20 protein-coding genes and 1 pseudogene are annotated in these 18,788 nt (G+C 71.8%); 9 read left to right on the top strand and 12 right to left on the bottom strand.

Features of this window, described 5'->3' with window-relative positions; genetic code table 11:
* Positions 1 to 2 precede the first annotated feature (2 nt).
* The 5 genes from AB0M11_RS17185 to AB0M11_RS17165 all read left to right on the top strand — a co-directional run bounded on the left by AB0M11_RS17185 (position 3) and on the right by AB0M11_RS17165 (position 7,634).
* On the top strand, positions 3 to 2,504 hold the full coding sequence (locus AB0M11_RS17185; protein WP_365706114.1) for a tetratricopeptide repeat protein: 2,502 nt from the start codon (positions 3 to 5) through the stop codon (positions 2,502 to 2,504).
* A 3-nt stretch (positions 2,505 to 2,507) separates the two neighbouring features.
* A complete protein-coding gene (locus AB0M11_RS17180; protein ID WP_365706112.1) occupies positions 2,508 to 3,932 on the top strand; it encodes a protein phosphatase 2C domain-containing protein in 1,425 nt (474 codons plus the stop codon).
* 169 nt (positions 3,933 to 4,101) lie between these two features.
* Positions 4,102 to 5,442: a VWA domain-containing protein gene (locus AB0M11_RS17175; protein WP_365706110.1), complete on the top strand. Its 1,341-nt coding sequence runs from the start codon at positions 4,102 to 4,104 to the stop codon at positions 5,440 to 5,442.
* Positions 5,443 to 5,509: 67 nt separating this feature from the next.
* Positions 5,510 to 7,138, top strand: coding sequence for an FHA domain-containing protein (locus AB0M11_RS17170; protein WP_365706108.1), 1,629 nt, complete (start codon positions 5,510 to 5,512; stop codon positions 7,136 to 7,138).
* A 91-nt stretch (positions 7,139 to 7,229) separates the two neighbouring features.
* Entirely contained in the window at positions 7,230 to 7,634 is a 405-nt protein-coding gene (locus AB0M11_RS17165) for a globin (protein WP_365706106.1), read from the top strand.
* A 13-nt stretch (positions 7,635 to 7,647) separates the two neighbouring features.
* Here AB0M11_RS17165 and AB0M11_RS17160 read toward each other — a convergent pair whose 3' ends face one another.
* From AB0M11_RS17160 to ettA, 3 genes are read right to left on the bottom strand one after another with little or no spacing between them, the layout of a single operon-like run.
* Positions 7,648 to 8,340, bottom strand: coding sequence for a hypothetical protein (locus tag AB0M11_RS17160; RefSeq protein ID WP_365706104.1), 693 nt, complete (start codon positions 8,338 to 8,340; stop codon positions 7,648 to 7,650).
* The gene (locus AB0M11_RS17155) at positions 8,337 to 8,750 is read right to left on the bottom strand and encodes a thioesterase family protein (protein ID WP_365706102.1); all 414 of its coding nucleotides are present in this window, start codon (positions 8,748 to 8,750) and stop codon (positions 8,337 to 8,339) included. The genes AB0M11_RS17160 and AB0M11_RS17155 overlap by 4 nt, the downstream gene beginning before the upstream one ends.
* Positions 8,751 to 8,756: 6 nt before the next feature.
* Positions 8,757 to 10,421, bottom strand: coding sequence for an energy-dependent translational throttle protein EttA (gene ettA, locus AB0M11_RS17150; protein ID WP_365706100.1), 1,665 nt, complete (start codon positions 10,419 to 10,421; stop codon positions 8,757 to 8,759).
* Positions 10,422 to 10,682: 261 nt separating this feature from the next.
* Here ettA and AB0M11_RS17145 point away from each other — a divergent pair, with 261 nt between their 5' ends.
* Positions 10,683 to 11,201, top strand: coding sequence for an HAD domain-containing protein (locus AB0M11_RS17145; protein WP_365706098.1), 519 nt, complete (start codon positions 10,683 to 10,685; stop codon positions 11,199 to 11,201).
* On the opposite strand, the pseudogene AB0M11_RS17140 reads toward AB0M11_RS17145, so the two are convergent.
* A pseudogene (locus tag AB0M11_RS17140) lies at positions 11,201 to 11,500 on the bottom strand (UTRA domain-containing protein); the annotation flags it as partial. The gene AB0M11_RS17145 and the pseudogene AB0M11_RS17140 overlap by 1 nt on opposite strands.
* A gap of 144 nt (positions 11,501 to 11,644) precedes the next feature.
* Between AB0M11_RS17140 and AB0M11_RS17135 the strand changes: the two are divergent.
* Positions 11,645 to 11,836, top strand: a complete 192-nt coding sequence (locus tag AB0M11_RS17135; RefSeq protein WP_365706096.1) for a hypothetical protein — start codon at positions 11,645 to 11,647, stop codon at positions 11,834 to 11,836.
* 89 nt (positions 11,837 to 11,925) lie between these two features.
* Here AB0M11_RS17135 and AB0M11_RS17130 read toward each other — a convergent pair whose 3' ends face one another.
* Positions 11,926 to 12,279 (bottom strand): hypothetical protein, encoded by a 354-nt coding sequence (locus AB0M11_RS17130; protein ID WP_365706094.1) that lies wholly within the window; start codon positions 12,277 to 12,279, stop codon positions 11,926 to 11,928.
* A 264-nt stretch (positions 12,280 to 12,543) separates the two neighbouring features.
* Between AB0M11_RS17130 and AB0M11_RS17125 the strand changes: the two genes are divergently transcribed.
* Entirely contained in the window at positions 12,544 to 13,347 is an 804-nt protein-coding gene (locus AB0M11_RS17125; RefSeq protein ID WP_365706092.1) for a hypothetical protein, read from the top strand.
* Here AB0M11_RS17125 and AB0M11_RS17120 read toward each other — a convergent pair.
* Together AB0M11_RS17120 and AB0M11_RS17115 are read right to left on the bottom strand one after the other, a co-directional pair.
* Positions 13,332 to 13,601 carry a DUF3761 domain-containing protein gene (locus AB0M11_RS17120; RefSeq protein ID WP_365706090.1) on the bottom strand — a complete coding sequence of 90 codons (270 nt, stop codon included), beginning with the start codon at positions 13,599 to 13,601 and terminating at the stop codon, positions 13,332 to 13,334. The two genes, AB0M11_RS17125 and AB0M11_RS17120, sit on opposite strands and share 16 nt — an antisense overlap.
* Before the next feature lie 231 nt (positions 13,602 to 13,832).
* Positions 13,833 to 14,045 carry a hypothetical protein gene (locus tag AB0M11_RS17115; protein WP_365706088.1) on the bottom strand — a complete coding sequence of 71 codons (213 nt, stop codon included), beginning with the start codon at positions 14,043 to 14,045 and terminating at the stop codon, positions 13,833 to 13,835.
* Positions 14,046 to 14,173: 128 nt separating this feature from the next.
* Between AB0M11_RS17115 and AB0M11_RS17110 the strand changes: the two genes are divergently transcribed.
* Entirely contained in the window at positions 14,174 to 14,374 is a 201-nt protein-coding gene (locus tag AB0M11_RS17110) for a hypothetical protein (RefSeq protein WP_365706086.1), read from the top strand.
* Positions 14,375 to 14,387: 13 nt separating this feature from the next.
* Here the strand turns inward: AB0M11_RS17110 and AB0M11_RS17105 are convergent, their stop codons facing one another.
* The 5 genes from AB0M11_RS17105 to AB0M11_RS17085 form a co-directional block, all read right to left on the bottom strand.
* On the bottom strand, positions 14,388 to 14,831 hold the full coding sequence (locus AB0M11_RS17105; RefSeq protein ID WP_365706084.1) for a hypothetical protein: 444 nt from the start codon (positions 14,829 to 14,831) through the stop codon (positions 14,388 to 14,390).
* Between the two features lie 42 nt (positions 14,832 to 14,873).
* Complete coding sequence (locus tag AB0M11_RS17100; protein WP_365706082.1) at positions 14,874 to 15,470, bottom strand: hypothetical protein; 597 nt, start codon at positions 15,468 to 15,470, stop codon at positions 14,874 to 14,876.
* 140 nt (positions 15,471 to 15,610) lie between these two features.
* Positions 15,611 to 16,009, bottom strand: coding sequence for a hypothetical protein (locus tag AB0M11_RS17095; RefSeq protein WP_365706080.1), 399 nt, complete (start codon positions 16,007 to 16,009; stop codon positions 15,611 to 15,613).
* Positions 16,010 to 16,033: 24 nt separating this feature from the next.
* Positions 16,034 to 17,413 (bottom strand): Cys-Gln thioester bond-forming surface protein, encoded by a 1,380-nt coding sequence (locus AB0M11_RS17090; RefSeq protein WP_365706151.1) that lies wholly within the window; start codon positions 17,411 to 17,413, stop codon positions 16,034 to 16,036.
* Positions 17,414 to 17,974: 561 nt separating this feature from the next.
* Positions 17,975 to 18,454, bottom strand: coding sequence for a single-stranded DNA-binding protein (locus tag AB0M11_RS17085; RefSeq protein WP_365706078.1), 480 nt, complete (start codon positions 18,452 to 18,454; stop codon positions 17,975 to 17,977).
* Positions 18,455 to 18,788 lie beyond the last annotated feature (334 nt).

Below are 18,788 nucleotides of genomic sequence, written 5' to 3'. Positions count from 1 at the left end.
CCGTGAGTCAGGCGGGAGAGTCGTGCCAGCGGCCGGGCTGCGAGGGGTCGTACGAGGACGTGGGCGGCGGTGAGCTGTACTGCGACACGTGCGGGCTGGCCCCGGTCGTGTCGGCGGAGGGGACGCTGGAATCGCCGCCCACCGGGATCACGGCCGGCGGCAAGGGCTCGACGGGCAGCGGGCGTTCGGGGTCCGGCAGCCGCGGCAGTTCGCGTACGTCGTCGCAGTCGTCGAAGTCACGGCGGTCGGTCTCGGGGCGGCTGTCGCGGTCGGTGTCCGGCACGTCGACGGGCCGTTCGGTGTCGGTGCGCAGCTCCGGTTCGTCGACGGGCGCGTCCGGGCGCAGCCGGCTGGGCGCGGGCCTGGTCACGGTGGAGCGGGTGCCGAAGCCGGACCCGCGCGAGATGGTCCTGGAGAACCCCGAGGTGCCGGAGCGGAAGCGGTTCTGCTCGCGGTCGGACTGCGGGGCGCCGGTGGGCCGGGCCCGCGGCGAGCGGCCGGGCCGGACCGAGGGGTTCTGCACCAAGTGCGGCAACCCGTACTCGTTCGTGCCCAAGCTCAAGGGCGGCGACGTGGTGCACGGCCAGTACGAGGTCATGGGCTGTCTCGCACACGGCGGCCTGGGCTGGATCTACCTCGCGGTGGACCGGGCCGTCTCCGACCGCTGGGTGGTCCTCAAGGGCCTGCTGGACACCGGCGACCAGGACGCGATGGCGGCCGCGATCTCCGAACGGCGGTTCCTCGCGGAGATCGAGCACGCCAACATCGTGCGGATCTACAACTTCGTCGAGCATCTCGACAAGCGCACCGGCTCCCTCGACGGCTACATCGTCATGGAGTACGTCGGCGGCAAGTCCCTGAAGGAGATCGCCAACGCCCGCCGTACGCCGGAGGGCCGCCGGGACCCGCTGCCGGTGGAGCAGGCCTGTGCCTACGGCATCGAGGCCCTGGAGGCCCTCGGCCACCTGCACAGCCGCAACCTGCTCTACTGCGACTTCAAGGTCGACAACGCCATCCAGACCGAGGACCAGCTCAAGCTGATCGACATGGGCGCGGTGCGCCGGATGGACGACGAGGAGTCGGCCATCTACGGCACGGTCGGCTACCAGGCCCCGGAGGTCGCCGAGGTCGGCCCGTCGGTCGCCTCCGACCTGTACACGGTGGGCCGCACCCTCGCCGTCCTCACCTTCGACTTCCAGGGCTACACGACGGTCTTCGTGGACTCGCTGCCCGACCCGGACACCATCGAGGTGTTCCGGCAGTACGAGTCGTTCTACCGGCTGCTGGTCCGGGCCACCGACCCGGACCCGGCCCGCCGGTTCGCCTCCGCCCAGGAGATGGCCGAGCAGCTGACCGGTGTGCTGCGCGAGGTCGTGTCGGTGCAGACCGGCACGGCCCGGCCCGCGCTGTCCACGCTGTTCGGACCCGAGGTGAAGGTCACGGACACCGAGCTGTTCCCGAAGCTGGACGGGGACGTGTCCCGGCTGGGGGCGCGGCCGGTGGCGTCGAGAACCCTGGCGCTGGACCCGCCGGGAGCGCCCCCGGCCGACCCGGCCCTGGTCAGGCCCATCGCCGTCCCGGCGGCCGCGCTCGCGCTGCCGGTCCCGCTGGTCGACCAGAGCGACCCGAACGCCGGGTTCCTGGCGGGCCTGTCCACCTCGCTGGTGGGCGAGGCCGGCCTGCTCGGCGCGCTGGCCGCGGCGCCGGTCCAGACCGTCGAGACCCGGTTGCGGCAGGTCCGCGCCCGGCTGGAGAACGGCGACGTCGAGGCCGCGCTGGCGGGCCTCGCCGAGCTGGAGGAGGAGCGGCCCGACGACTGGCGGGTGGTCTGGTACCGGGGCGTGGCCGCCCTGGTCACCGGCGACCACGAGGGCGCGGCGCTCTCCTTCGACGCGATCTACGACGCCTTCCCGGGCGAGAGCGCGCCCAAGCTGGCGCTCGGCCTGTGCGCGGAGGTGCTCGGCCAGCTGGACAACGCGGCCGAGTACTACCGGCTGGTGTGGGTGACCGACCCGGGCTTCGTCAGCTCCGCGTTCGGGCTGGGCCGGGTGCAGCTGGCGGCCGGGGACCGGCGGGGCGCGGTACGGACGCTGGAGTCGGTGCCGGAGGCCTCGATCCACTACACGGCGGCCCGGGTGGCGGCCGTACGGGCGCGGCTGCGGCACCGGACGGCGGCGGCCGACGACACGCCGTTCCTGGACGACCTGACGGCCGCCGCCGCGCAGATCGAGGCGCTGGACGCGTACGGTCTGGATCCGGCCCGGCGCGAGCAGTTGTCGGCGGAAGTCCTCGGCTGCGCGCTGGACTGGATACTCTCCGAGGGCCAGGACTCCCAGCCCGCCGCCGGCGGCCGGGTGCTGCTGGGCAGCGGTCTGGACGAGCGGGGCCTCCGCTTCGGCCTGGAACGCTCGTACCGCACGCTGGCCAGACTGGCGACCGGCGGTGAGGAGAGGATCGACCTGGTGGAACGGGCCAACCGTTACCGCCCCCGGACGTGGGTGTAGTTGATGTCGCAGATGCCCCAGCAGGCCGCACCGGCGAAGTGCCCGAGCTGCGCGGAGCCGCTCGAATCGGGTGACCTGTTCTGCGGTGCGTGCGGGTACGACCTGTCGGCCGTGCCCGCCGCGCCGCCGGACCACCCGACCCTCACCATGGGCGCCGCCGGCGTGGGACCCTCCGGTGTGGAATGGCCACCGCCCGAGCCGGAGGGCTCCGGCACGCCCCCTGCCCCGCATCTGCCGACCGACCTGCCCGGCACCGACTCGGGCGGCAAGCCGCTGCCGGGGTCGACCCCGCCGCACGGCTCGCCGGCCTCCCCGCCGCCGCACGGTTCGCCCGCGCACGGTTCGCCGGTGCCGCCGGCCTCCGGGGTGCGGTTCGACCGGCCGCCGGAGCCCGACGACTACCCGCTCCAGGCGCCGGACCCGCGGGTGGCCGCCTCCGCCGCGGAGACCGCCGAGACGGCCGGGACCGACGAGGCCGGTGGGGCCGGCGAGGCCGGTGAGACGACCGAGCTGCCGAAGGTGTGCGTGGCCTGCCGCGCGGGCCGGGTCGACGACGACGGCTACTGCGAGAACTGCGGGCACGCCCAGCCCCGGGAACGCGACCACATGGAGCAGGAGGCGGGCCCGGTGGCCGCCGTCAGCGACCGCGGGCTGCGCCACCACCGCAACGAGGACGCGTTCGCCGTCGGCCACACCGCGCTGCCCGACGGCACCCCGGCCTCGGTGGCGGTCGTCTGCGACGGCGTCTCCTCGGCGACCCGTCCCGACGAGGCCTCCATGGCCGCCTCCCGTGCCGCGATCGAGTCGCTGCTGGCCGCGCTGGCGCAGGGCAGCCACCCGCAGCAGGCGATGCACGACGCGATCGTCGCCGCCTCCCTGGCCGTCAACGCCCTCGCGGAGGAACCCTCCTCGGCGCGTGAGCACGCCCCGCACCAGAACGCACCGGCGTGCACGCTCGTCGGCTCAGTGGTGGCCTCGGGGCTGCTGGTGGTCGGCTGGGTCGGCGACAGCCGCGTCTACTGGGTGCCGGTCGACCGGAGCGCGCCGGCGGCCCGGCTCACCGAGGACGACTCCTGGGCCGCCCAGATGGTCGCCGCGGGCCTGATGAGCGAGGCCCAGGCGTACGCCGACGAGCGCGCCCACGCGATCACCGGCTGGCTCGGCGCGGACGCCTACGAACTGGAGCCGCACACCGCCTCCTTCAAACCGGACCGGCCCGGTGTGGTGGTGGTCTGCACCGACGGCCTGTGGAACTACGCCGAGACGGCCGAGGAGATGTCCGAGGTCGTGCCCGCCGACGCGGCCGTACGGCCGCTGCACGCGGCCCGGGTGCTGGTCGGCCACGCCCTGGACGGCGGGGGCCACGACAACGTAACAGTGGCGCTGCTGCCGTTCCCGGAACCGCCGCAGGGGGCAGGATCCGCCTGAGGCCACCGCAAAACGGCCGCAAACGGTAGACAGACGTACGGCGACGAGGCCTACGGGGACGAGGCGTACGCGCCAAGGCGTACGGGGAAGCACCGGCGGACCGGAGGGGACCGGTCCGCCGCACCGTCAGTACCCACCACGGGTGGGCTGGAGGGGGAGCAGAGCAGTCATGGCCAATTTCTCGAAGTCGAGCGTGCCGCAGTTCTCGGTGGACGTGTACCAGAACGAGTACCTGCCCGACGGCGGCCGCGAGGTCAACGCGATCGTCACGGTGACGGCGACCGGCGGCGGCACCGTCGGGACCGCGGCCGGGGCGTCGTACGCCCCCGGGCAGGGGCCGTCGGCCGGAGTCGCGATCATGGTCGACTGCTCGGGCTCGATGGACTACCCGCCCACCAAGATGCGCAACGCCCGCGACGCCACGGCGGCCGCCGTCGACACCCTGCGCGACGGCACCCACTTCGCGGTGATCGGCGGCACGCACGTCGCCAAGGAGATCTACCCGGGCGGCGGCCGGCTCGCGGTGGCCGACCGCACCACCCGGGAGCAGGCCAAGCAGGCGCTGCGCAGACTCGGCGCGGGCGGCGGCACGGCGATCGGCACCTGGCTCCGGCTCGCCGACCGTCTCCTGTCCTCCGCGGACGTCACCATCCGGCACGGCATCCTGCTCACCGACGGCCGCAACGAGCACGAGTCGCCGGAGGACCTGAAGGCCGCCCTGGACTCCTGCGCCGGACGGTTCACCTGTGACGCGCGCGGGGTCGGTACCGACTGGGAAGTGAAAGAAGTCACAGGGATCGCCTCCGCGCTCCTCGGCACCGCCGACATAGTCGCCGACCCCGCGGGGCTGGCCGCCGACTTCACGCAGATGATGGAGACGGCGATGGGCAAGGAGGTCGCGGACGTCGCGCTGCGGCTGTGGACGCCGGTCGGCACGACCATCAAGTTCGTCAAGCAAGTGGCGCCCACCGTCGAGGCGTTGACCGACCGGCGCACCGAGGCGGGGCCCCGCGCCGGGGACTATCCGACCGGTTCCTGGGGCGACGAGTCCCGCGACTACCACGTCTGCGTGGAGGTCCCCGCGGCCGGACTCGGCCAGGAGATGCTCGCCGCGCGCGTCTCGCTGGTCGTCCCGCAGCCCGACGGCAGCGTCCAGAACCTCGGCGCGCAGGGTCTGATCAGGGCGGTCTGGACGGACGACATGGCCGCCTCGACCTCCATCAACCCCCAGGTCGCCCACTACACAGGTCAGGCCGAACTGGCCCAGGCCATCCAACAGGGTCTGGACCTCCGCAAAGCGGGCGATATGGATGGGGCAACGGCCAAACTGGGTCGGGCCGTTCAGTTGGCAAGCGCTTCGGGGAACGCGGATACTGCGAAACTGCTTGCGAAGGTGGTGGACGTGGTCGATGCCACGACCGGTACTGTGCGACTGAAGGCGAAGGTCGAGGAGGCCGACGAGATGACTCTCGAGACACGGTCCACAAAGACTGTTCGTGTAAAGAAGTGACCTGAACGTTTCCACGCAGGACACCCAGACAGGCTCAGGACGAACCTGACAGAGAGGGAAGCCCGCCATGCCGACCTGCCCGAACGGACACCAGTCGGGTTCCGACGACTGGTGCGAGGTGTGCGGTCACCGCATGGCCGGTGCCGTACCTCCGCCGCCCCCGCCGACCGCCGGCGGCTACGGTTTCCCGCCGCCCGCGCCCGGTGCCCCGGCAGGCGGCCCGATGGGCGGTGGCCGCCATCTGTCGGCCGTGCCGAACGCCGCCGAGCCGGAGCTGTGCCCGCAGTGCCGTACGCCCCGTGAGGGCGGTGCGCCGTTCTGCGAGGAGTGCCGCTGGAACTTCCTGACGAACACGGCCACCTCGTACACCCCGGCCGCCCCGCGCCCGCCGGCCGGCGGCGGCCCCGCCGCGCCCTCCTTCCGGCCGCCGGCCCCGCCGTCGTTCGGCGGCGGCGACTCCTACGAGTACCAGGGCTCGCGCCCCTCGCAGGTGAACCGCCCGGCCGAGCCGATCCCGTCCTTCGGCAGCGAGCCCTCGGGCCCGACACCGTTCGCCGGCGAGCGCGGCGGCCAGCCCGGCTACGGCGCCGACCGGGGCCGTCCCGGCCAGCCCGATCCGCAGGGGTTCGGTGGCGGTGACCGGGGTCAGCAGTCCGGTCCCCCGCCCTTCGGCGGCGACGGCGGCCGGCAGTCGGGTCCCCCGGCGTTCGGGGGTGGCGACGGCGGTCGGCAGTCCGGTCCCCCGCCCTTCGGAGGCGGCGACCGTGGCCAGCAGTCCGGGCCCCCCGCGTTCGGCGGCGGCGACCGAGGCCAGCAGTCCGGCCCCCCGGCGTTCGGCGGCGACCGTGGCCAGTCGGGTCCCCCGCCCTTCGGCGGCGCCCCGGGCCAGAACGCCGGCGGCGCGTCCGCGTTCGGCGGGCCGCCCGGCGCCGGACAGGCGTCCGGCCCCTACACCCGCGAGCCGTCCGGCGGCCCCGCCGCCGGTCCCTTCGGCCAGGACCCGTCCCGGCCGCCCGTCCCGCCGCCCGGGGGTCCCGGCGCGACCAGCGGTGGCGCTCCCGGGGCCTTCCAGCAGTCGGCCCCGCCCGCGCCGCCCGGCTTCCCGCAGGAGACCAGGCCGCCGGCCGGCGGCCCGTCCTTCGGCGGCGGTGACGACGACTGGGTGATCTCCCCTCCGGGGCAGGCCGGGGGCCCCGGCGCGCCCGCCCGCCAGGGCGGCTACGGCTACCCGCAGCCCGGCGCCACCCAGGCCCCGCCCGGTCCCGCCTTCCCGCAGGCCCCCCAGGGCCCGGCGACGTGGACGGCGACGATCGGCCCGGACCGCGACTACTTCATGGCGATGATGCAGCGCTCGGGCCCGGAGGCGGCCGGCCTCAACCTGCCCGCGTACTCCCCGGAACAGCAGCGCACGCTCACCGGCAACCAGGTCACCATCGGCCGCCGCCGGCACTCCACCGGCGACACCCCCGACATCGACCTGTCGGTGCCCCCGGAGGACCCGGGCGTCTCGCACCAGCACGCGGTCCTGGTCCAGCAGCCGGACGGCGGCTGGGCGATCGTCGACCAGAACTCGACCAACGGCACCACGGTCAACGGCGGCGAGGAGCCGATCCAGCCGTTCGTCCCGGTACCGCTGCAGGACGGGGACCGGGTGCACGTCGGGGCCTGGACGACGATCACGGTCCGGCGGGGCTGAGCCCGCGGCGCCCCGCGAGGGGCGCGGGGCCCCGTCCTTCCGTGGTCCTAGGCCTTGAGTCCTGGGCCGCCCTGTCTGAGACCATGTACGGGTGAGAGAGATTCGGCGCGGCACGCTTCAGGAGAAGACCTTCTACGAGCAGGTCGGCGGGGAGGAGACCTTCCGCCGGCTGGTCCACCGTTTCTACGAGGGCGTCGCCGAGGACGAGCTGCTGCGGCCGATGTACCCGGAGGAGGACCTGGGACCGGCCGAGGAGCGGCTCACCCTGTTCCTGATCCAGTACTGGGGCGGTCCCACGACGTACAGCGACAACCGCGGCCACCCCCGGCTGCGGATGCGGCACGCGCCGTTCACCGTGGACCGGGCGGCGCACGACGCCTGGCTGCGGCACATGCGGGTGGCCGTGGACGAGCTGGGCCTCTCCGCGGAGCACCGCGAGCAGCTGTGGAACTACCTCACCTACGCGGCCGCCTCGATGGTCAACACCCCCGACTGACCGCCGTCGGCGCTCAGCGGACGCTGACGCCCAGCGTCCCGAGTCCCGCCCGGCGTACGGCGATCGACCCGAACGGCGTCCGCAGGCGCAGCCACGGCCCCGCGGAGAGCAGCACGGCCTCGTCGGTCGCGCCGGCCGCAGCGGGCGCGACCGGGCGCAGGAAGCCCAGGGACTGCGCCGCGTGCACGGCCCGGACCGGCAGCGGGGTGCCGCCGACCGTCCGGGACCAGATGTCCCGCCCGATCCGGTCGAGTTCGGCCCGGGTCCGGCCGTCCGGGGCCAACTCCTCGGTACGGGACCGGAATTCGCCGACCGCGGCGGCGACCAAGGCGCGCAGGGCGGCCGGCGCGGGCAGCCCCGGCTCGGCCTGCCAGCCGGCGCGCGGGGGCAGCACCCCGGCCCACGGCGGCCCGGTCACGGCCTTCGGCACGGCGGCCGTGGCGGCCCGCTCGTCCACCGACTCCAGCAGCTCCCCCGCCGACACGGTGACGTCGAGGGTGACGTCCAGGCCGTCCTCGTAGGGCTTGGCGAGCCGTACCGCGCGGATCGCCAGCACCTCGAAGGACGGTGGCCGCCCGAAGACGGCGAGCGCGGTCCCGGCCGCCTGGAGGCGCACCGCGGCCGAGCGGTCGTAGTGCAGCAGCCGGGAGAGGAAGGCCGCGAGGTCCGCCGCCTCCCCGTCGTCAGCGAGGTGGAGCACCGTCATGCGGCGACGGCCTCCTCCTTGTCGTCGTCGCGGTACTCCGCCAGGAAGTCCCGCTCCTCGGAGGTGAGCCGGCGCGGCCGGCCCGCCTCGAAGTCGAACGGCACGACCACCGTGGAGGCCCGCACGTAGATCTGGTCGTCGTCCTTCACCTCGTAGGTGACGGTGAAGGACGCGGCCCTGATCTCGGTGACCCACAGCTCGATGTCGACCGGGTGGTGCCGGTGCACGAGCTGCCGCTTGTAGTCGATCTCGTGGCGCGCCACCACCGACCCCTGCTTGAACTCCTTGTCCGGGCGGAACAGCCAGTCGATCCTGGCCTCCTCCAGGTAGCGGACGAAGACCGCGTTGTTGACGTGGCCGTACGCGTCCATGTCGGACCAGCGCAGGGGGCAGCGATAGATGTGGCGCAAGACCGATCAGCCCCGGGTCAGCTTCTTGTAGGTGGCGCGGTGCGGACGCGCGGCGTCCGGTCCCAGCCGCTCGATCTTGTTCTTCTCGTACGACTCGAAGTTGCCCTCGAACCAGAACCACTTGGAGTCGCCCTCGTAGGCGAGGATGTGGGTGGCGACCCGGTCGAGGAACCACCGGTCGTGGGAGACGACGACGGCGCAGCCGGGGAACTCCAGCAGCGCGTTCTCCAGGCTGGAGAGGGTCTCCACGTCGAGGTCGTTGGTCGGCTCGTCGAGGAGCAGCAGGTTGCCGCCCTGCTTGAGGGTGAGCGCGAGGTTGAGGCGGTTGCGCTCACCGCCGGAGAGGACGCCTGCCGGCTTCTGCTGGTCCGGGCCCTTGAACCCGAACGCGGACACGTACGCCCGGCTCGGCATCTCGACCTGGCCGACGTTGATGTAGTCGAGCCCGTCGGAGACGACCTCCCACAGGGTCTTCTTGGGATCGATGTTGGCGCGGCCCTGGTCGACGTACGAGATCTTGACGGTCTCGCCGACCTTGATGTCACCGGAGTCCGGCGTCTCGAGCCCCTGGATCATCTTGAACAGGGTGGTCTTGCCGGCGCCGTTCGGGCCGATGACGCCCACGATCCCGTTCCGCGGCAGCGTGAAGCTGAGCCCGTCGACGAGGACCTTCTCTCCGAAGGCCTTGTTCAGCTTGTCGACCTCGACGACGACGTTGCCGAGACGCGGGCCCGGCGGGATCTGGATCTCCTCGAAGTCCAGCTTCCGCATCTTGTCGGCCTCGGCGGCCATCTCCTCGTACCGCGCGAGACGGGCCTTGGACTTGGCCTGGCGCCCCTTGGCGTTCGACCGCACCCATTCCAGCTCTTCCTTGAGCCGCTTCTGCCGCTTGGCGTCCTTCTGGCCCTCGACCTTGAGGCGGGTGGCCTTGGTCTCCAGGTAGGTGGAGTAGTTGCCCTCATAGGGGTAGGCGCGGCCGCGGTCGAGCTCCAGGATCCACTGCGCCACGTTGTCGAGGAAGTACCGGTCGTGGGTGATGGCCACGACGGTCCCCGCGTACTTGGCGAGGTGCTGCTCCAGCCAGTTCACCGACTCGGCGTCGAGGTGGTTGGTGGGCTCGTCGAGCAGCAGCAGGTCGGGGGCTTCGAGCAGCAGCTTGCAGAGCGCCACGCGCCGCTTCTCACCACCGGAGAGGGTGGTGACGGGCCAGTCGCCGGGCGGGCAGCCGAGGGCGTCCATGGCCTGCTCCAGCTGGGCGTCGAGGTCCCAGGCGCCTGCGTGGTCCAGCTCCTCCTGCAGCTTGCCCATCTCGTCGAGCAGGGCGTCGGAGTAGTCGGTCGCCATGAGCTCGGCGATCTCGTTGAACCGGTCGAGCTTGCCCTTGATCTCGGCGACACCCTCCTGGACGTTCTCCAGGACGGTCTTCTCCTCGTTGAGCTCGGGCTCCTGCATGAGGATGCCGACGCTGTACCCGGGCGAGATGAAGGCGTCGCCGTTGGACGGCTGCTCGATCCCCGCCATGATCTTCAGCACGGTCGACTTGCCGGCACCGTTCGGACCGACGACGCCGATCTTGGCCCCGGGCAGGAAGTTCAGGGTGACGTCATCGAGAATCACCTTGTCGCCGTGCGCCTTGCGCGTCTTGCGCATGGTGTAAATGAACTCAGCCAAGAGAAACCGTCCGGCAGCTTGAAATCTGGCAGTGGGCAGATACACCCCATCTTGCCTGACGTCCAGCCTCGGGTGTTAACCCGTTTGGTCCGGGGGCTGTGACCTGGGGGTTCGCCGGCGGCGACGGTCACTCGCCGGTCACTGTCGGTCGCCGTCGAGAGGCCTCGGGGAGCCTCAGACGGCCCAGGGGCGGCCCGGGGACGGCCCGGGGACGGCCCGGGAAGCAAAGTCCTCCCACCGCTCCGGAGCTATCGTGCCGCTGTGACAAGCGCAGCGGACCGGCCCATCCTCTTCCTCGACGTCGACGGTCCGCTGATCCCGTTCGGTTCATCGGGTGGTCCGCTGAAAGCCGCTGTTTCCGACTCCTCAGTGTCTCTCGATCAGGGGAACCCGCTGCTCGATCGGCTTGATCCCGAAATCGGACCGCGCCTCCTGGCCCTGGGATGCCCTCTCGTGTGGGCCACGACTTGGATGGAGGATGCGAACGAGGCGGTCGCGCCACGCCTCGGGCTGCCGAAACTCCTCGTGGTGGAGTGGCCGGACTCCGGGGGCGACGATGAGCCCCGTGGCCTGCACTGGAAGACCCGTCCTTTGGTCGAGTGGGCCGACGGCCGGCCGTTCGTCTGGGTCGACGACGAAATCAGCGCCCTGGACCGTCTCTGGGTCTCTGCACAACACCCCGGGGCGTCGCTGCTTCATCGCGTCGACCCGGCCAAAGGGCTCGTGGACGCCGACTTCTCCGCGCTCTCCGCTTGGCTCGACGCCGAGGGCGCCGGCTGACGGTTGATCGGGATCTCGTACACGATTTCGCAGTGAGCCACGGGCACCACGATGTCCGCCGTCTCCACGGGCCGCCCTTGATCGCTGTAGTACGTCCGCCGGATAGGGGTGACGAGAGCGGCTTTCTGAACACCGAGGAGCGATGCCTCCTCGGCGGTCGCCTGCCGGGGCTCGGGCTGCTCCACGGCGTGGCTGACCGTGATACCGATGGCGGCCATGCGGTCGACGACGCCTGTCCCGGCGTGCGGGCCGCCCTCGGGGAGGACGACGAGGGTGCCGGCGGTGAGGTCGTAGGGCTCCAACCTTCACCTGAGAACACAGATGATCAGCCCGGATGGCACGCCTACGCTCCTCTCAACAGCGATGCGCCGCCATACCAACCGCCGTCACCCTGGGACCAGGTCGAGGTACTGGATGTCGGCGCATCTGGCCGACTGGTCATCGTGAGCTTCCGCTGGCTGCCGGCCAAACGACTGTTCGCTCATGTCACCGACCTCGGAGCATGGGACGACATGCCCGACCTGGCGGCTCTCCAGATCGAGCACGCCCTGACGCGCATGCTTGCTTCGGCCGAGTTCCCCGATCTCCCGGAGGTCTTGGAAGTCGGAGACATCACTCTGGTCACTGGCGGATAAGTAGGCTGCATCGCGCTCTCAGCTTGGGAAGCTGGGGGCATTTGCGGCTGGTAGGGCCGCTGAACTGGTCTTTCACCTGGCACCGGGTCTCATTGCCCTCGGTCGCTTTCACCGTGGTTCCCCGCTGTTCCCCGCTCCATCTGGTGCGCTTGTGGTGCGTCGGTCGTGTCCTGGCCTGGCGTCGTCGGCTCGTCTGCTCCCCCGTACAGATCGGCGTGGAGACGCTCCTTGGCCGCTTCGAGGCGTGGGCCGTAGTCGGGCATGAAGATCTCGCTCAGGGTCTTGTCCAGCGTTCCGGAGATCGCGTAGATCGGCGACCAGACGGCTCGGTCGTGCACGATCCCTTCAAGGTCGTCGGACTGGAACATGACTTGGTAGAGCCAGTCCGACAGCACGAACGCTTGATCGCGCGTGAGCTTGATGGTGATCGCTTCCTCGTCCACGCCCTCAACCTAGCTGTCGCGACTGGCGGTGTCGTGGGCCGGCGTTGTCGTGAAGACCAACACGCTTTCCAACTGTGGTGGTGGGGTGTTGGGATGCGTGCAGGGGCGTTCACCTGCGTTCATGGGCGGCTGGCCCGGGGCGGGAGCGGCGTTCTGATCTCGGCTGAACGTCAGCGAACGGTGGTGAATGAGACGGAAACTGAGACGGGGCGGCCGAACCTCGCACCCCGGGGTGGTGTCTGTCCCTCGTGCCATCATCCTCGCGTGCTGAAGATCCCCGGATACGAAGATGGCCCTCTGGTCCACGGCAGTGCCTACCTGGACAATCCGTTGTTCTGGCCCGTGCACCTCGGCAGCTCCTTGCGCGGTGAGGACGCGCAGCGAGCTGCGTTCGGGGCCGACTGGGACGCGGCCATGGAGCTGTATCGCGTGCTGTCTTCCGAGCGTGAGTGGCCGGTGTTCAGCGTGCCTCTGTCCTCGGGGCACACCATCCACGTCGTTTACCGCAACATCGAGGGCGACCGCGGGGTGGACTACCTGATACATCACCCGGCGTGGTCCGCGGCGGAAACCCTCGCCGTGGATGACGGTCACTTCATGGGGCCTGGAATGGCCTGGCCGGAGTTGCTGTCCGCTGCCCGACAGCCGGCCACCGAGGGCGTTGACGATCCCGACGCCCGTCTCTTGCTGCTCTTCCCGACACTCGGCGATGCGCGACTTCCCGACGACGCGGCCGTCACCCTCACCACCGCTCTCGCCGCTCTCACCCTGATCGAGGAGCCGGCCGACGTGGCAAGCATGCTCCTGGAGAACCAGGGCCAATGGGCTCCTGCTCGCTGGAGGCTGGCAAACGGGGTCCGGGTCAACGACGGCGGGCACTCGTACCGAAACCCCAGCAACGCCTTTGCTCTACCCGGGGGGCACCTTCGGGAGATCAGTAACGCACTGGACAGCAGGTCAACGACCGTTCGTCAGACATCCGGCTGCAGCTCTCAGCTTGGGAAGCTGCGGGCACGGGGCCACTCGGGTGCGTGCGGCGCTTGTCCGGCGGTCTACTTGAACCAGTAGTGGACGCCATGGTGGTGGGAGCACGTGCCCTGCGAGTGCCGTGAGTAGGACAGCGTGGCGTCCTTGCACTTCGCGGTCTCGTACTTGTCCTTGGGCTTCTGGTGGTGCGTCCAGCCGCACAGGCCCGTGGTGTGGGAGACACAGTGATGGGCGGTGTTGGTGGACGGCAGCGTCGCCGCGAAGGCGGTCGGTGCGCTGAAGAAGACGCCGGCCACGGCGACGGCTATGGCTGAGGTGGCAAGACGAGTACGCAAAGGGACCCCCCCTTTTGAAATCGAACAAGTGCAGGGGGACTCTATACGGGTTTAAACCGCTTGGTGGCTCGAATGGGACTGTCGCATGAGTCCATGGCCTGCCGCCACCAGTTGTCGATGACTCCGACCTCGCCGCCGCCCCTGGAGTGCCCGATGTGGACGGCGTCCCGCAGACGCCGCGCTCAGGCGGGAGCGCCCCGCCGCGGGTGGCGGCGGGGCGCTCTGCGGGGTTCAGTCGACCTGCTCCCCGTCGTACATACCGCCCTTGCACAGGTTGCCCGGCTCGTTGATCGCGGGCGTTCCGCCGCCCTGCCTGCACTGGGACGGGGTGACATAGGACGGGCCCTGTGCAGTGGCAGCGGTGGCGCTGGCGGCGCCGGTGAGGCCGACTCCGGTGAGGGCCGCCGTCGCGATGACGGCGGCGAGGATTCGTCGGATGCGCATGTGGTTCCCCTTTCACGGATTGCCTCGTCTTGGGGCACTAGTCAGCTTGATCTTCACCCATGCGGGTGGCACGCACTGTTGGGCCGTTCGGGTGAAAAGCGCCGCACAGGAGAACGACTTCGCCGCAGGTGGCCGACCTGGGCATGATGGCCGGTGTGCGGGGGAACGGGTCACCTGCCTGGGCGGACCTCGGCGCCCACCGCCGCCGGGCCTGGCTCGATCCTGTCCGCGATCGGGCCTGCGGACGCCCCCACCGCGACCGGCCGGCGGCGTTCGCCGAGGTCCTGGACGTCCTGGCCGACGGCGGTACGGACGTCACCCCGGCGTGAGACGCGAGGGGGTTCAGTCGGCGGCGGGGACGGTGGGGATGGCCGCGACCGCTGCCGCGGTCATGTGTCGTGCGGTGGCCGCCAGGGTGGTGATCGCGTCGTCGGGGGGCAGGTCGCAGAGGTCGATGAGGGCGAACAGGGACTCGGCGCTGATCACGAGGGCGAGGCCGTGGACCAGTCGTTCCACGTCCGCATGGGCCGCGGGGTCACACCTGTCGGCCCAGGGGGCCAGGGCGTGCCTGATGAACCCGAAACGGTGGGCGGGGCGCTCCTTGGCGGCCGAGGGCTTCGCGATCGTCGAGGCGACGACCACCCGTACGGTGCCCTGCCTGCGCAGCACCGCCCGGCCCAGGATCTCCGCGGCCTGACCGATCCGTTCGACCGGGTCGTCGCTGCGGGTCGCCGACCGCGGGACCGCGAGCAGATCGCGGGTGCCGCGCTGCTGACGGTCGTACACGCCGCGACGGCCGTCGCCACCGCGTGAACCGCCAGGACCCGTTCAGGGCCCAGGCGTTCGTTCCACCGGAGGTGGGGTGCGGCTGTAGTGGGCTCCCCTGGTGCCGTAGTGGGCGAGGTGCAGCGTTTCGCCGTCCACGCACAGTTCGGCCGGCGGAGGGTTGGTGACGGTCATCCACGGGTACGAGCGGCCGTCGATGCGGAGGGCTTCCCGGGGCTGGTTCCACCTGTCCGCCCAGTTCTGGGCGTCCTCGCGGGACCACGGGTTCTGCAGGGTCCGCGGGGCGGCCGGGTCGTGCCGGCGCCCGTTGAGCCTGCGGACGAGGGCCTCGCTGTAGACACCCTTGACCCGGAAGTTCTCCAGGTCTTCGGCGCGTACGACCATGCTGACGTACCGGCGGCTGTTGCCGCGGTGCCGTCCCACGGCAGGCCAGCGGCAGTGGCCGGGGTCCCAGGGGACGGGCGGGATCCACAGCAGGGCGCCCGCGGCGAAGTGCTTCATGCCGTGCTGGAGGTCGAGGCCGCCCTCGCCGTGCAGGGTCTCCCGCGCCACGTTGGCCACCAAGCACCAGCCCAGCAGCCCGGCCTTCTCCTCTTCTTCGGCGGGTCCCGTTCCTTCGGTGGGTTCCGTGTCTGCCACGAGGGAATTCTGGGGCACCGGAGGTGGCGCGGGCGAGTACTTATCAGGCGAAGCGCTGGTGCGGCTGGAGTCCCGGCCGGTCCCCACTGCTGGGGGCCGGCCAGTCGGGGATCCGGGTGCCGGCGGCCCCGGTTCACGCCCTAGGTGGCGGGCTTGTGCAGGGCTTTGTGGAGGAGGAGGGCGGTCGCGGCCAAGGTTCCCACCGTCGCCAGCACCCCCACCGCTTCCCCGGGGCCGGTCGAGCGGAAGGCGCGGGTGGAGCGCCAGGACAGGGTGGACCAGCGGGAGTTGGCCGAGAGCACCGAGCCCGTGCTCAGCCAGGAGCCGGCCGAGACGAGGGACAGCGCCGAGCCGATCGAGCCCGCCGAGAGGGCGCTGCCGATCGAGCCGACGGAGAGGGCCGAACCCACCGAGCCGATGGAGAGCACGGAGCCCACCGAGCCGATCGACAGCACCGAGTCGTGCGACCACAGGGACAGGATGGAGTCCGAGGATGACCACGGCCTGCCGGGTGCGCCTGGTGCGGGAGAGTTGGTCATGACGTCATGGTGCCCCTCCCGGGCTCAGTCCGTCCGCTGGTTCTCACGCCCGCGCAGGATCACCAGGACGGCGCCGCCGATAACCACCAGGCCGATGGCCACCCCCGCGATCGCACCGCTCGCGGAGCCGCCGCCGGTCGCGGCGAGGTTGACGCCGGTCCCGGTGCCGCCGACCGAGGCCGGGCTGGGCTCGCTGAGGGTCTGGGCGGTCAGGCCGGCGTTGCCCTGGGTCTTGCAGTCGAGGACACCGGTGAAGCGGCGCTCGAGACCGTTCGCGCCGGTGATCGTGAAGTCGTAGGCCTGGTCCTCCTGGAGCGGGACGGTCACCGTCCGCGAGGTGCCGGCCGGGATGGTGTACTCGGTGCTCACCAGCTCGAAGGTGAACGGCTTGTCCCCGGTGTTGGCCGCGGTGATGTCCACGCTGCCGCGGACGCAGTCCTTCTCGGCCGACAGCGCCGGTATCGCGCCCTGCTCCGCCCACGTCGCGTTCGCGGTGGCGGCGACCGTCGACTCGCTGGAGCCGGCCAGGATCTGCGTCTGGCTGCGGCTGTCGGAGGTGAAGGCACGGCCGACGGGGACCGTCGTCGACGCCTGGACGGTCAGTTCGGCGGAGCCGTCCGCGGCGTCGTCGGGGACCTTGAAGTAGAGACGGCTGCCGTCCTGGGCGGTGGTGACCGGCTTGCCGGCCTTGTCGGTGATCCGTACACCGGTCAGGGCCGCGTCCGACGGCGGGATCACGGTGACCGTGCGCGCGTTGGTGTGCACCGTCACCGGGCCGAGCAGGCCGCCCGGACGGCCGGAGACGGCCGCCGGGGAGAAGGTCAGCGAGGCCGGCGGCTCGTTCTGCCCGCGGGCGCTCTTCTCCAGGTAGTCGGCCAGCTTCTCGGCCTGCGGGTCGACGGCGTCGACGTCCGCGCCGTCCGAGTAGCGCCAGATCGCCACCTGGGTGCCGGCCGCCGCGTCCTGCTCGGTGAGGCTGCCGGCGCCGGCCTTGCGGGCCAGCGCGGCGAGATCGTTGACCTGCGGGTAGGAGTTCTGCAGGATCCAGCGGATGTTGCCGGCGTTCCGGTTGGCACCGAGCGAGGTGCCGCTCCACGCCGTCTCGTGGTACTTGGCGTCCCGCTGGGCGGGGTTGTGGAGATCGACGCAGTACGTCTGGAGCGTCCCGCCGCCGTCCACGGACATCTCGAACAGACCGGCGGCCACCTGCTCGTCGCCGCTGCCGCCGTGGACGACGGCTTCGCCGTAGGTCTTCAGCCCGCTCATGGTCGCCGTCGCCCCGCTCTGGCTCGCGGCGGTCCCGTCGTCGGCCGCGGCCCGGCCGGCGCAGGTCAGCGCGACGACGGCCACCAGCCCGGACACCAGGGTCGCGGCGGCGAGGCGGGCCGTGCCTCTCGCGGCCACGGCGGTGCCGTAGGGCCTGGTGGACGCGCGGGGCGCCGAGGAACCAGAGAACGCAGCGAGCACAGAACTCCCCTTCGAGCAGGACCCGTTGGACGGGGGGGATGGTCCCACCAGCAGAATCAGCGGCCCCAGGGGCCATGCCCGGCATCCTATGGATCAGCCGGACCGGCCTTTCCCGGTGAGATGGTCCGATGAGCGATCCGATCCGCAATCGTTATCGCGGGAGCGCCGGCGAGCGAGGTCGTCGGCAAGTCGCTTCGGCAGCAGCGGTGGTGGGGCCTGCGCCGGGGAGCGCGTGCGCCGACGAGCCGTCAAAGGCCGTGCACGGCACTCTGGTCGACGACGGCCTTCGCTTCGTCAACGGCCTTCGCTTCGCCAACGCCGTCGTGCCGTCAACGGGCCGTCGTGCCGTCGAACGCCGCTCCGCCGTCAAAGGCCGTCGTGCCGTCAATGCCGCTCCGCCGCCAGAGGCCGCCGTGTCGTCAGAGGCCTTCCACGGCGGGCCGGTCGGCCGTGGCGGGCCGTCGGCCGGAGCGGGCCGTGAGGTCGGCCGGCGTCGTGTCAGGCCACCGCCACCGGCTCCGGCAGTGCCTGCGCGGGCGGGTCGGAGGACTCCGCCGGTGTCTCCCAGTGCGGTTCCGGGCGCGGTGGTGGCGGTGCCGTTGCCGATGTCGGCGCGTCCGGCTTGCCGGTGCGCCGGAAGGCGGTCGTGCCGCGGGCGAGGTCGTGGCCGATCGCCACCGCGTCGATGTCGGCGGAGGTCCACTGCTGGCCCTCCCGGGTCTCGGTGCGCACCTTCAGGCGTCCCTGCACGACGACCGGGTCGCCGACCGCCAGCGAGGTAGCCGCGTTGGTGGCGAGCTGCCGGTTGGCCCAGACCGTGAAGAAGTTGGTGTGGCCGTCGGTCCAGGCGTTCTTCTCGCGGTCCCAGTAACGCGCGGTCACCGCCAGCCGGAAGCGCGCCGACGCTCCCGCCGCCAGCTCGCGGAAGACCGGCTGCGTCGCCACGTTGCCCACCGCGCAGACCATCGTCTCGTTCATCACGAACCCCTCCCTCGCCCGGCCGCCGGGGCCGGGCGGATCCGCGTACGGGTCCGTCCCGTACGGCTGTCTCCACCGCGGCGACCGCGTGCCGGGGATGCGTGCGCGCCCGTGTGCGCGGAGCGGATCCGTGCGTGCTCCGTGGGCCCCATGGGGCTTGCGGGCACCAAGGGGCTCGTGTGAGCCCGTGGGCGTCCGTTCGGGCCCCGGTTCATCCCTGTGCGTCGTGATCGCCGCGGAACCAGACTGCCGCCGTCGGCCCGGGACCGCCGGGCGCTGTGGACCGCCGTCGCCCTGTGGAGAACTCCGCCACCCCGCAGAGTGAGCCGCGTCC

It is taken from the genome of Streptomyces sp. NPDC051987 (genome assembly GCF_040680735.1).
Taxonomy (GTDB): Bacteria; Actinomycetota; Actinomycetes; order Streptomycetales; family Streptomycetaceae; genus Streptomyces.
The sequence above is the reverse complement of the archived record's forward strand: the minus strand, read 5'-3'. Positions and strand labels throughout refer to the sequence as shown.

Bases quoted from the DNA above. Each gene is read 5' to 3' on its own strand.
- AB0M11_RS17180 (WP_365706112.1), top strand. From the start codon at position 2,508: ATGTCGCAGATGCCCCAGCAGGCCGCACCGGCGAAGTGCCCGAGCTGC.
- AB0M11_RS17175 (WP_365706110.1), top strand. From the start codon at position 4,102: ATGGCCAATTTCTCGAAGTCGAGCGTGCCGCAGTTCTCGGTGGACGTG.
- AB0M11_RS17170 (WP_365706108.1), top strand. From the start codon at position 5,510: ATGCCGACCTGCCCGAACGGACACCAGTCGGGTTCCGACGACTGGTGC.
- AB0M11_RS17160 (WP_365706104.1), bottom strand. From the start codon at position 8,340: ATGACGGTGCTCCACCTCGCTGACGACGGGGAGGCGGCGGACCTCGCG.
- AB0M11_RS17115 (WP_365706088.1), bottom strand. From the start codon at position 14,045: ATGCGCATCCGACGAATCCTCGCCGCCGTCATCGCGACGGCGGCCCTC.
- AB0M11_RS17095 (WP_365706080.1), bottom strand. From the start codon at position 16,009: ATGACCAACTCTCCCGCACCAGGCGCACCCGGCAGGCCGTGGTCATCC.
- AB0M11_RS17085 (WP_365706078.1), bottom strand. From the start codon at position 18,454: ATGAACGAGACGATGGTCTGCGCGGTGGGCAACGTGGCGACGCAGCCG.